This is a genomic window from Pseudomonas sp. AGC41, from assembly GCF_057334555.1.
Map to the genome: position 1 here is coordinate 43,071 of NZ_JBHFJB010000146.1, position 13,906 is coordinate 56,976.

2 protein-coding genes are annotated in these 13,906 nt (G+C 64.7%); one reads left to right on the top strand and one right to left on the bottom strand.

Annotated features, from left to right (window positions below; all coding sequences use genetic code 11):
- Positions 1 to 55: 55 nt before the first annotated feature.
- Complete coding sequence (locus tag ACE04F_RS23585; RefSeq protein ID WP_486110134.1) at positions 56 to 13,042, bottom strand: non-ribosomal peptide synthetase; 12,987 nt, start codon at positions 13,040 to 13,042, stop codon at positions 56 to 58.
- Positions 13,043 to 13,323: 281 nt separating this feature from the next.
- On the opposite strand from ACE04F_RS23585, the gene ACE04F_RS23590 reads away from it, so the two are divergent.
- The gene (locus ACE04F_RS23590; protein ID WP_025212663.1) at positions 13,324 to 13,872 is read left to right on the top strand and encodes an RNA polymerase factor sigma-70; all 549 of its coding nucleotides are present in this window, start codon (positions 13,324 to 13,326) and stop codon (positions 13,870 to 13,872) included.
- The last annotated feature ends 34 nt before the right edge of the window (positions 13,873 to 13,906 follow it).

Genomic DNA, 13,906 nt, shown 5'->3' on the forward strand with positions numbered 1-13,906 from the left:
AATCCAATGTGGGAGCGAGCCTGCCCGCGAAAGGGTCCTTATAGACGCCGCAAAACTACATTCCTTCCAATTCCGCCATCAAATCATTCAGTCGATCGACTTTTTCCTCGGTGATCTCACTGGCCTCCAGCCCGGCGATGTACTCGGCCAGTTCCTGCACCGTGCTGCACTCGAACATGGCCCTGAGCGGCACGTTGCGCTGCAAGGCTTTTTGCACGCGCGAGGCGATCTGTGTGGCCAGCAATGAATGTCCGCCGAGCTCGAAGAAGTTGTCGCGTACGCCCACCTGCTCGACCTTCAACACCTCGGCCCAGATGTCCGCCAGGGTCTGTTCCAGCTCGTTGCTCGGGGCCTGGTAATCCTGGCTTTGCAACTGGCCGATCTCCAGGGCCGGCAAGGCCTTGCGATCAAGCTTGCCGTTGGCGTTCAGGGGCAGGCGGTCGAGCCACAGCCAGTGCAGCGGCACCATGTATTCCGGCAACTCGCTACGCAGGCGCTGCTTGATGCGATCCAGCCGCTCGGTCGGGCTCAGCGTCGCGTCGGCGGCGACCAGATAACCCACCAGATGTCTACCATTGGCGCCCTCCTGCACGCCCACTGCCGCATCGCGGACTTCGGGCTGTTCATGCAGCCGCGCTTCGATTTCTCCCAGTTCGATGCGGTAGCCGCGAATCTTCACCTGGTGGTCGATGCGCCCGACATATTCCAGCACCCCATCGCTGCGGCGGCGCGCCAGGTCTCCGGTGCGGTACAGCCGGTCGCCCGGCGCCCCGAACGGATCGGGCACGAACACCGGCGCAGTGCGCAGCGGATCGCCGACATAACCGCGCCCGACCCCGGTGCCGGCGACGCACAACTCGCCCACCGCGCCCAACGGCACCAGTTCCAGCGCACCGTCGAGCAGGTACAGGCGGTTATTGTCGGTCGGCGTGCCGATGGGCAGGTAGCTGCCGCGCGTCGAGGCCAGGTCGACCCGGAAGAACGCCACGTCATCGGAACATTCGGCCGGACCGTAGGCATTCACCAGGCCGATGTCCGGATAACGCAACAACCATTGATGGGCCAGTTCCGGCGGCATTGCCTCGCCGGTCGGAAGCATCCAGCGCAGGCCATCCAAGCCGATGCGCTCCTCGGCGAGCATGCCCTGGATCAACGATGGCACGCTCTCCAGCACGCTGATGCCCTGGCGTTTTACGTGTTCCAGCAGCCCTTGCGGGTCATGGGCGATGGCATTGGGCACGATGTCCACCCGAGCACCGAACAACGGCGCGGCAAGGAACTGCCACACGGAAATGTCGAAGCTCTGCGACGCCGTCTGGGCAATCACATCCGTCTCGTCCAGCGCCAGGTAAGGCACCTTGCTGAGCTGGTTATTGAGCATGCCCCGCTGTTGCACCATGACGCCCTTGGGCAAGCCGGTGGAGCCGGAGGTGTAAATTACGTAGGCGAGGTTGTCCGGCCCGCTGTAGATGCGCGGGTTGTCCCGCGGCACAGCGCTGGCCTGAACGGTTTCCCAGACCAGCAGCTTTGGCCGGCCGGCGCAGGCGAACTCGTCCAGCAAGGCCAGCGCCTGTTCATGACAGGCCTGGGTGCAGACCAGCAACGGCGTACGGCTCAGTTCGATGATGCGGCTCAGACGCTGGCTCGGCAGGCCCGGATCAAGCGGCAGGTAACCGCTGCCGGCCTTGAAGCTGCCGATGATCATGCCCAACAGGTCGAGATCGCGTTCGGCCAGCAGCGCCACCGGTTGATCGAGCCCGACGCCAGCGCCGAACAACGCATGGCCGAGGCGATTGCTGCGCTCGTTCAGCTCGGTGTAAGTGCAGCGGTCCTCCAGGCAACTGGCGGCGATGCGTTGCGGATGGGCCGCCACCTGGGCCTCGAACAGCTCGACGTAACTGCGCTCCAGCGGATACGCGCGCTCGCTCTGATTGCAGCCTTCGATCAGGAAGTCTTGTTCCGCGCTGCCAATCAACGGCAGCTCGGCCACATCACCGTGAAAACCTTCCATCAAGGCCAGCAACAATCGCTTGAACTCGCCCAGCAAGTCCTGGACGGTGGACTCATCGAAATAGCGCTGGTCGTAAGACAGGTGCAGCCCCAGGTCATCGCCCGGATAGCAGACCGCCGTCAGCGGGAAATTGGTGTGGGTGCGGCCCGAGTCCGAGGTCGCGTTGAGGCTTTGCGCACGGTCCAGTACCGAAACTTCCACCGGTGCGTTCTCGAACACGAAGAGGCTGTCGAACAGCGGCTGGCCCTTGGGCAGTTCGCTGGCTTCCTGAATGCTCACCAGCGGCAGGTATTCGTATTCGCGCAGCTGCATGTTGCTGTCCAGCAAGCCGTTGAGCCACTGACGCACGCTGCAGCGCTGGTCGTCGCCCGGGATCTGCACCCGCAGAGCGACGCTGTTGATGAACAAGCCCACGGTGCGTTGCATCTGCGGCAACTCCACCGGGCGCCCGGCCACGGTGACGCCGAAGAGTACGTCCCGATCACCGCTGACCCGGCGCAACACCAGAGCCCATGCGGCCTGGGCGAAGGTATTCACGGTCAGTTGATGGGCCTGGGCCAGTTCTCGCAGTCGCGCGCCGTCCCGAGCGTCGAGCCGGGTGTAGCAGTCACCGACGACCATGCCGCCACTGTTACCGGCGTGTTCGCGCAGGAACGGGCGATCGGCGGGGATCGGCGTGGTCCGCTCGAAGCCTTGCAGGTTCTGCTTCCACCATTGCCGGGCTGCAGCCAGGCCCTGGCGTTGCAACCAGCCGATGTAGTCGCGATAGCGCGGCGGCACCGCCAGTCGGGGCTCGCGATGTTCACCGAGGGCGGTGTAGATCTCGAAGAAATCATCCATCAGCAGTGAACGGCACCATGCATCGATCAGGATGTGGTGGTTACTCATCATGAACCAGTAGCGCGCCGCGCCGACCCGGATCAATCGCAGGTGAAACGGTGCCTCGTTGAGCAGATCGAAACCGGCCTCGCGCTCGCTCTTGAGCAGCGCCTGGAGCTTGGGCTCCTGTTCGTTCTCAGGCACGTGCAGCCAGTCGATATATTCCACCGGCGTGCGCCCAGGCTTGTGGATGATCTGCAGCATGTCTTCGCCGACGTTCCAGCAGAACGAAGCGCGCAAGGCTTCGTGGCGGGCGATCACCGCCTGCCAGGCCTGGGCGAAACGCTGCGGGTCCAGCTCGCTGTTGATGCGGTAGCGATCCTGCATGTAGTACAGGCCCGTGCCCGGTTCGAGCAGGGTGTGCAGCAACATGCCTTCCTGCATCGGCGTCAGCGGGTAGACATCCTCGATCTGCCCGGCCGGCACCGGCAGGTTGTCCAACTGTGCCTGGGTCAGTTTTGCCAGCGGGAAATCCGACGGCGTCAGGCCGCCCGCCTCGTCCGCCAGGCAATGTTCGATCAGCCGCTGCAACTCGTCGAGATAGGCCTCGGCCAGCGCGACGATGCTTTCCCGGTCATGCCGCTCGGCGCTGAAGGTCCAGCGCAACACCAGTTCGCCGCCGCTGACCTGACCGTCGACACTCAACTCGTTCGGCAGTGGCGCTTCCGGGTCGTGGATAGCGCCAAGTGGCGCATCCAGCGGTCGGAACAACGCGTCCTGGCCGAGCGTATGGTCAAGCTGACCGAGGTAATTAAAAGTGATCGCCGCTTGCGGCAAACCGGCCATCGCCTGGCGTGTGCCGGCGTCCGCCAGATAACGCAGCACGCCGTAGCCGAGGCCCTTATGGGGCACCGCGCGCAGTTGCTCCTTGATGGCTTTGATCGACGCGCCGACATCGTCGGCCGCCGGGCTCAGGCGCAGCGGATAGACACTGGTGAACCAGCCTACGGTGCGCGTCAGGTCGACGTCATCAAACAGCGCCTCGCGGCCATGGCCCTCGAGCTGGATCAGCGCCGATTGCTGATTGCCTTGGCGGCACAGCACGCGGGCAAGCGCCGTGAGCAGCAGGTCATTGACCTGGGTGCGATAGGCGCTCGGTGCCTGCTGCAACAGTTGCCGGGTGCGCTCGGCGTCCAGGCGCACGCTGACGCTTGCGGCGTGTCGCTCCTGCCGCCCGCCGTCAGGGTTCGCGCAAGGCAGCGTAACGTCCGGCCCGCTCAGCTGGTCGCGCCACCAGTTCAATTCCTCGCGCAGGGATTCGCTGCCGGCGTAGGCCTGCAACCGCGCAGCCCAGTCACGGAACGGGCTGGTCTTGGCCGGTAGCCGCAGCGTCTGGTCGCCGGCAGATTGGCGGTAAGCCGTCTGCAGATCGTCCATCAATACCCGCCATGAAACCCCGTCCACCACCAGGTGATGGATGGCGATCAGCAGGCGCTGCCGACCGTCCGGCAAGTCCGCCAGCACGGCGCGCAGCAACGGCCCGCTCGACAGCTGGAAGCCAAGCTGCGCCTGGGCAAACAGCGCTTCGCAGGCGGGTGTGGATTCCACCGGAAGATGCTGCAGCAACGCCCCATCGAACAAGGGTTGGTGCTCGGCGCGCCAATGCCCGGCAGTGTTGGCGAAGCCCAGGCGCAAGGCGTCATGCTGCTGGACAACAGCCTGCAACGCCTGCTCCAGAAGCTGCGGTTCGAGAAGCGTGGTCGGCTCCAGCAGCAACGCCTGGTTCCAGTGATGACGGTTGGGTATCTGGCTGGCAAAGAACCAATGCTGGATCGGCGTAAGCCCCGACTCACCACTCAGCAGCCCTTGCTCGACACTCACCTGCTCGCTGCGGGTGGCGATGGCGGCCAGGGCCTGCACGGTCTGGTGCTGGAACAGGTCTCGCGGCGTGAAGTGGATGCCCTGCTGCCGGGCACGGCTGACGACCTGGATCGACAGGATCGAATCGCCGCCCAGCTCGAAGAAGTTGTCGGTGAGGCCAACCTGTCTGACGTTGAGCACGTCGCACCAGATCGCTGCCAGCGCTTGCTCCAGGGCATTGCTCGGCGCCACGTACTGCTGGCGATTGAGCTCCGGATCGGGCAGCGGCAAGGCGCGGCGATCGAGTTTGCCGTTGGCGGTCAGCGGCATGCTCGCCAGCAGGATCAGGTGAGTCGGCACCATGTACTCCGGCAGTTGCGTCTTGAGGTGCTGCTTCAGCGCTTCGCGCAGGACCGCTTGTACCGTGGCGTCCTGCTCAGCGATGTCGCTGGCCAGATAAGCGGCCAACTGCTTGCCGCCCGGCATGTCGAGGGCCAGAACCACCGCTTCGCGCACGGCAGCGTGCTCCAGCAGGCGGTTTTCGATTTCCCCCAATTCGATGCGGAAACCGCGAATCTTCACTTGATGATCGATTCGTCCCAGGTACTCCACTTGGCCGTCGGCACGCTGGCACACCAGGTCGCCGGTGCGGTACAGCCGACCGCCATCGGCGGTAAACGGATCGGCGACGAAGCGCTCGGCGGTCATGCCCGGACGCTGGTGATAACCCTGGGCTAGGCCGGCGCCACCAACGTACAGCTCACCCGTCGCGCCTGGCGGCACCAACGCCAGGGCCGCGTCGAGAATGTAGGCCCGTCGGGCACCGATCACGCTGCCGATCGGGACGCTGCCGGCGCCCTCCTCCAGTTGTTCAGGCGCCAGGCTCGCCAGCGGCATCACCACCGTCTCGGTCGGACCATAGGCGTTGAAAAACAGGCTCGGGCTGAACGCGGCGCGGATGCGCTGCAGGTGTTCGCCGGTCAAGGCTTCGCCACCGGTGATGCACATGCGTACGGGCAATGTTTGCCCCTGGGTCGCCAGCCATTGCGCCAACTGGCTGCCATAACTCGGGGTAAATCCGAGAATATTGATGCGGTGCTGACGGATCAGCCCGCAAATCTCCTGAGCATCCCACTGGCCCTGGGCGCGCAGCACCACGTGAGCGCCACTGAGCAACGGCACCAGCAGGCGCTCGGTGGCCGCGTCGAAATTGATCGAATAGAAATGCAGCTCGCAGTCGTCCGGGCGCATGCCGAAACGGCGGATTACCGCCTGGCAATGCATGGCGATTTCGCCGTGGGAGACGACCACGCCCTTGGGCTTGCCGGTGGAGCCGGAGGTGTAGATCAGGTACGCCTGGTGCTGCGGCAGATTGATCAGCGATGGCGACTGGTCCGGGTACTGCGCCAACGCCTCGCTGTCGTCCTCCAGGCACCAGCGCTGCATGCCCGGCGGCAATTGGCCGAGGGCCTGGAACATGGTCCGGTCGCTGAGCAGCAGACCGACGCCACTGTCTTCGATCATGTAGTGCAAGCGGTCCAGCGGGTATTCCGGATCCAGCGGCACGTAGGCGCCACCGGCCTTGAGAATCGCCAGCAAGCCGATGACCATTTCCAGCGAGCGCTCCAGCGCCAGGCCCACCCGTACCTGCGGCCCGACGCCCCGCTCGCGCAGCATCCAGGCCAGACGATTGGCGCGGCGTTCGAGTTCGGCATAGCTCAGGGTCTGCCCGGCGAACGTCAGCGCGGCTGCTTCGGGACGCGCCCGTGCCTGTTCTTCGAACAGCGCGTGGAGGCATTGATCGAGACGCTGCTCACCGGGTTCGACGCCCAGGCTGTCGAGCATTTGCTGTTGCTCGGCGGCATCCAACAACGGCAGTTCGCTCAAGCGCCGAGCCGGATCGGCCAGCAACGCCTCCAACAGGTTGCGCCAATGACCGGCCATGCGGGCGATGCGCGGCTCATCGAACAGATCGGTGCTGTAGGTCAGGCAGCAACCCAGGCGCTGGTCGAGGTCGGTGACTTCCAGGTTGAGGTCGAACTTGGTGGCGCGGGCGTCGTTGACCAGGTAGTCGACGCTCATGCCGGCCAACGTGCGGCTCTGTTGGAATTCCCAGCGCTGGACGTTGCACATCACCTGGAACAGGGGGTTGTATGCGGCACTGCGCGGCGGTTGCAGGGCTTCGACCAGATGATCGAAGGGCAAGTCCTGGTGGGACTGGCCTTCGATCACGGTGTGGCGCACCTGCTCGAACAGTTCGCCCACCGACATTTTCCCGTCGAGCTGACAACGCAGCACCTGGGTGTTGAGGAACGCGCCGATCAGCCCTTCGCTTTCCGGGCGGATGCGGTTGGCCACTGGCGCGCCGATGCGCAGGTCGGTCTGGCCGCTGTAGCGATAGAGCAGCACGGCCAGGGCGGCGGTCATGGTCATGAACAGGGTCAGGCCACGTTCGGCATTGAAGGCACGGACCCGCGCGGCCAACTCATCGCTGAGGTCGAAACGGAACAGTTCGCCACGATGGCTTTGCACCGGCGGACGCGGGCGGTCGGCGGGCAGTTCCAGCAAGGGATGTTCGCGGCCCAGTTGAGCGGTCCAGTAGTCCAGTTGACGCTGGCGCTCGCCGGATTCCAGCCACTGGCGCTGCCAGACGCTGTAGTCGAGGTATTGCACCGGCAACGGCTCCAGCGGCGACTCCCGATCATCGACGAAGGCTTCATACAGCGCGCTCAGCTCACGGGCGAAAATGTCCATCGCCCAGCCTTCGGTGACGATGTGGTGCAAGGTCAGCACAAAGTAATGCTCATGCTCGGCGGTCTTGACCAGGCAGGCCCGCAGCAACGGCCCGGTTTCCAGGTCGAAGGGTTCGTGGGCCTCGCTATCGGCCAGTTGCCGGACCCGCTGCTGGCGCATCTGGGCGTCGAGCCTCGAGAAATCCTTCCAGCCCATGCGCAGGCCCGTCTCGCCGTGCACCTGTTGGCGAGGCACGCCATCGATGCTCGGGAACGTTGTGCGCAGGGTTTCGTGGCGCAGGATCAGGGCCTGCAACGCCGCTTCAAAGCGTCCGACATCCAGCACCCCGCGCAACCGCGCCATGCCGCCGACGTTGTAGGCTGGGCTGTCCGGCTCCATTTGCCAGAGGAACCACATACGCTGTTGGGAATAGGACAGCGGCACCGGTTGGCTGCGGTCGACTTTCTCGATCGGCGGCTGACGGTTGGTCTGGCCGCTTACCTGAATCAACCGCACCTGCTCAGCGAAGGCGCCCAGCTCACTGGCCTCGAACAACGCGCGCAGCGGTAGCTCGACATCGCAGGCCTGGCGGGTGCGGGAAATGATCTGGGTCGCCAGCAACGAATGGCCGCCCAAGGCGAAAAAGTCGTCGCGCAAGCCAACGCGCTCCAGGCCCAGCACGTCGCGCCAGATGCCGGCGACCCGCTGTTCAAGCGCGCTGGCCGGCTCGACGTGCTCACGCACTTGCCACTGCGGCTCGGGCAAGGCGCGACGGTCGAGCTTGCCGCTCGGACTCAGGGGCATGACGTCCAGGCGCAGCAATTGCGCAGGCACCATGTAGTCGGGCAATTCGCCGACGAGGGCGTTTTTCAGGCGAGCAGCCTGGACGCTTTCATCTTCATCGACATTGACCGCGGTGTAGTAGCCGATCAATTGCGCACCGGCCGCCGTGTCACGCACCAGCACCGCCGCTTGGGCGATGCCCTCCTGGGCGAGCAGTCGCGCTTCGATTTCCTGCGGCTCGACCCGGAAACCACGCAGCTTGACCTGCTGGTCGAGGCGACCGAGGTATTCGATGACGCCGTCAGCGCCCCAGCGCGCCCGGTCGCCAGTGCGGTACAGCCGCGTGCCGCCCGAGCCCAGCGGGTCGGCGACAAACCGCTCGGCCGTCAGCCCCGGTCGTCCCAGGTAACCCCGGGCCAGGCCGAGGCCACCGATGCACAACTCACCCGGCACACCGACCGGCACCGGATTGAGGTCACTGTCGAGGATGCGGCACAGCACATTGGCCAGCGGACGACCGATCGGCGAGCGCTCGCCATCGGCTTCGCTGCAGTGCCAGTGCGTAACGTTGATGGCGGTTTCGGTCGGGCCGTAGCGGTTGTGCAGCTGCGCCGCCGGCAGTTGCGCCAGCACCCGGTTGCGCAACTCGGCCGGCAACGCTTCGCCGCCGGAAAAGATCCGTCGCAAGCTCGTGCAACGGGCGCTCAACGGCTCCTCGAGGAACAGGCTGAGCAGCGGCGGGACAAAATGCAGCGTGGTCACGCCAAACCGCTCGACCAACTGCGCGATGCGGTGCGGGTCGCGGTGCTCGCCGGGGCCGGCCAATACCAGTTGGCAGCCGTTGACCAGCGGCCAGAAACATTCCCACACCGACACGTCGAAACTGATCGGCGCCTTTTGCATGAGCACGTCGGTTTCATCCAGCCCATAGGTGGCCTGCATCCATTGCAGGCGCTCGGCCAGGGCGGCATGGGTGTTGCCGACGCCCTTCGGCTGACCGGTCGAACCGGAGGTGTAGATCACGTACGCCAGCTGCTCGCCATGCAAATGCAGCCCCGGCGGATTGCTCGGCCACTGTTCCAGATGCAGGGCGTCCATGGCGATGACACTGACGCCTGCGCAGGCCGGCAAGCGCTCCAGCAAGGCGGTTTGGGTCAGCAGCAGATCGACGCCGCTGTCACCCAACATGTAGGCCAGGCGCTCGGCCGGATATTCGGTATCCAGCGGCACATAGGCGCCACCGGCCTTGATGATCGCCAACACGCCGACCAGCAATTGCGGCGAACGCTCGGCGGCAATCGCCACGCAGACGTCCGGGCCGACGCCCTTGTCCCGCAGGTAATGGGCCAGGCGATTGGCCTGGGTGTGCAGCTCGGCATAGTCCAGCGCACCACCGTCCCACTGCAGCGCGGTACGTTGCGGGGTGCGGCGGGCCTGTTCGTTGAGCAGTTCCGGCAGCCACTGGCTGGCCGGCTCGCAAGGCGCCGAGCCCCATGGCACCTGTTGCGCGGATTCAGCGTCGCTCAACAGCTGCACGTCGCCGATGGCCTGTTGCGGGTTGTCGCAAACCGCCCGCAACAGGCTGCAAAAGTGTTCGGCCAAACGGACGATAGTCGTCGCCTCGAACAACTCGTCAGCGTAATCGAACGACAGCGTCAGCCGTCCGTTGCGGTCCTCTTCGCTATGCAACTGCAAGTCGAACTTGGCCTCGCGGCTGTGCCACGGCAACTCATCGGCCAACAGCCCCGGCAGGCGCCGCAACGCGCCGAGGTCGCGCTGCTGATGGTTGAACATGACCTGGAACAGACCTTGTTCCCGCGCCTGTGGGTACGCTTCCAGCAGTTGTTCGAAAGGCAGGTCCTGATGCGCCTGGGCGCCCAGCGTGGCTTCCCGGGCCTGGGCCAGCAGCGCGGCGAATGGCTGGCGCGAATCGATTTGCGCGCGCAGCACCTGGGTGTTGATGAAGAAGCCGATCAGGCCTTGGGTTTCCCGGCGCGGGCGGTTGGCGTTGGGCACGCCGATGCGGATATCGGACTGGCCGGTGTAGCGCTGCAGCAACGCCTGGAAGGCCGCCAGCAAGAACATGAACGGCGTGGCGTCATGAGCCTGGGCCGTCCGGCGCAGAGCATCACCGAGGTCCTTGTCCAGACGCAGACTGTGGCGCGCGGCGCTGCGCTGATGCAGGGCGCTACGCGGATGATCGGTGCTCAGCGCCAGGGTCGGATGCTCATCGCCCAGTTGCTGTTTCCAATAGGCCAGCTGGCGCTCGGCTTCACCTTGCCCGAGCCATTGACGCTGCCAACTGCCGTAGTCGGCGTAGTGCAACGGCAACGGCGCCAATTCTACGGATTGCCCCTGGGACGCCGCGGCGTAGAGCCTTGAGAACTCCTCGATCAGGACGTTCATCGACCAGCCATCGGCGATGATGTGGTGCATCGTCATCAGCAGTTGATGGTCGTCCTGATTCAGACGCAACAAGGTGACCCACAGCAGCGGACCCTTTTGCAGATCGAACTGCGTGGCGGCTTCGTCTTCGCGGATCTGCCGTGCCCGCGCTTCGCGCTGGTCAGCGGGCACGTCGCAAAGATCAATGACCTGAAGATTGAACTCGCCGGCCGGATCGATTTGCTGCAAGGCCAGCCCATCGCGCTCCAGGAACCGCGTGCGCAGGGATTCATGGCGCTCGATCAATTGCTGAAAGCTGGCGCGCAAGGCGTTTTCGTCCAGCTCGCCGCGCAGGCGGATGGCGCCGGGAATGTTGTAGGCGCGGCTTGCCGGATCGAGCTGCCAGGTCACCCACAAGCGGTTTTGCGCCAGCGATTGCGGCAGCGGCTCGTGGCGTGGCAACCGGCTGATGGCGCCCTGGGCCTGGCCGCCGGCCTGCTGCAGGTTCGCCACCGCCACGGCAAAAGCGCCGAGCGTTGGGGCTTCGAAAAGCAGGCGCAGGTTGAGCTCCAGGCCGAGGGTTTCGCTCAGCCGCGCAACGACTTGGGTGGCGGCGATGGAATTGCCGCCCAGCAGGAAGAAATGATCGTCGCCCTGGACCTGGTCGACCTGTAACTGCTCGCACCAGATCTGGCCAATCAGCGTTTGCAGCTGCGACGAAGCGCCCGCCTCATGGGTTTGCTCCACCTCGACCGAAGGAAACCGCGCATAGCTGTCGAGGCTGCCGTCAGCCAGTCGTGCCCGGCACGCCGAACGCTGCAACTTGCCGCTCGAAGTCTTCGGCAAGGCCCCCGGATTGAGCAGCACCACCACGCTCGGGGCTTGCTGGCAAGCATCGGCCACGGCCTGGCGAACCGCTTTGATCAAGGTCGCGGCCGGGAGGATTTTCTGCACGCTGCGGCTGATTTCCGCGGCAATCCCGATCCCCTCTTCGCCGCCGTTGTCGACCGCGAATACAGCGACCCGTCCCTTGCGCACCACCTCGACTTCACGTTCTACGGCTTGCTCGATGTCCTGTGGATAAAGGTTATGCCCGCGGACGATGAGCAAGTCCTTCAGGCGCCCGGTGATGAACAGCTCGCCTTCGCGCACAAAGCCCAGGTCGCCGGTGCGCAACCAGGTGCGGCCGGCATGCTGGACGAATGTCCTGGCGCTGGCCTCGGGGTTGCGCCAGTAACCGTGGGCGATGCTCGGCCCGGCGGCCCAGACTTCGCCGACCTGATTGTCGGCCAGCGGCTGCAACGTGGCGGGTTCGACGATCAGTACCGCGTGTTCCGGCTGGCTCACGCCGCAACTCATCACTGCGCTGCCCTGCCCCGGCTCGGCACGGTTTTGCGCCAATGCCGCGTCATCCATTCGCATCGCGGGAATACCCCGACCACGCGGCGTGCCGGCGACGAACAGGGTGGCTTCGGCCAGGCCATAGGAAGCCATGAAACTGTCCGGCGTGAAGCCGCACGAGGCAAACTTTTCGGCGAAGCGCTCCAGGCTGTCGAGGCGAATCGGCTCGGAGCCGGAATAGGCCACGCGCCAACGGCTCAAGTCGAGGCGCTCCAGGGCCGACTCACTGACCCGCTCGCTGCACAGCCGGTAGGCGAAATCCGGGCCGCCGCTGATGGTGCCGCCGTACTCGCTGATCGCTTCCAGCCAACGCAACGGTCGGGCGAGGAAATACGCCGGCGACATCAGCACGCAGGGCACCCCGCTGAAGATCGGTTGCAGCAAACCGCCGATCAGGCCCATGTCGTGATACAGCGGCAGCCAGCTGACAATGACGTCGTCGGGATTCACGTCAATGCCGAAGCCATGCCGGATCAGCGCTTCGTTGGCCACCAGGTTGCCGTGGCTCACCTGCACCCCCTTGGGCAACGCAGTGGAACCGGAGGTGTATTGCAGGAAGGCGATGTCATCGTCTTGCAGGTTCGGCGCCCGCCATTGGCCGGCGTGGGCCGGATCGAGGGTATCGACACAGAGTACCGGCGGCGCCGATTCGATGGCCTGCAGCGTGTCGCGCACCTCACTGCTGGTCAGCAACAGCCGCGGCTGGGCGTCGGCGATGATCGACAGCAGACGCTCTTGATGGTGGCGGCGGGTGGACTCGGGTGGGTAGGCCGGAACGGCGATCACACCGGCGTACAGGCAACCGAAAAACGCCGCGACGTAGTCCGGGCCGCTGGGGAATAGCAGTACGGCTCGATCACCCAGTTCCGCCTCGGCCTGCAAAGCGGCGGCGATGGTCCGGGCGCGCAAGTCCAGGTCGCGATAACTCAACACGACGCCCTGCTGCGGGGTGTCGGCAAGAAAACGCAAGGCCACCCGGTCCGGCGTCAACGCGGCGCGGCGCTGGAGGGCATGGGCCAGGGTGCTGGGGAGTTCGAACGCGTCGGTCATGTGGGGTTCCTGCCTGGATTCGGCTTGCAAGTGGTCACCCTTGGGAACGGATTACACCGGCAAATAATTAGTCGCAGGCCTCGCCTCCGCTCATCCGGATGATCACCGAACGGCGACGCGCCGCGGCAACGGGTCGCAGTTTCCAGGCTGGACTTCCGCCCATCAATAAATCTTCTTCTCAATTGACAACGATTATCATTAAGCCTAATTTGGCGCTCGACATGTAGGACGGCTCCGATGCACGGGTCATCCCGCTAACCATTTGCAGTAAGGTGAATTCCATGACGGAACAAGTATCCACAAGCAGGTGCGACTCACCGCTACTCCAGGCCTTCGTCGACAACCGGATGATTCTGGTCAAGATCGCAGCGCGTATCACCGGTTGCCGCTCCCGCGCCGAAGACGTGGTCCAGGATGCGTTTTTCCGGCTGCAATCGGCGCCCCAGATCACCTCCTCCTTCAAGGCCCAACTCAGTTATCTGTTCCAGATCGTGCGTAACCTGGCGATCGACCATTACCGCAAGCAGGCGTTGGAACAGAAATATTCGGGGCCGGAAGAAGAAGGGTTGAACGTGGTGATCCAGGGTGCTTCGCCAGAAACGTCGCATATCAACTTTTCCACCCTCGAACACATCGCCGACGCGCTGACCGAGCTGCCCAGCCGAACCCGCTACGCCTTCGAGATGTACCGCCTGCACGGCGTACCGCAGAAAGACATCGCCAAGGAACTGGGCGTCTCGCCGACACTGGTGAACTTCATGATCCGCGACGCCCTGGTGCATTGCCGCAAGGTTTCAGGGGTGCGTGGGGATACGTTCGCCCGGCGGTGAAATCTGCAGTGAGTCTGCTGTCCCCATCGCGAGC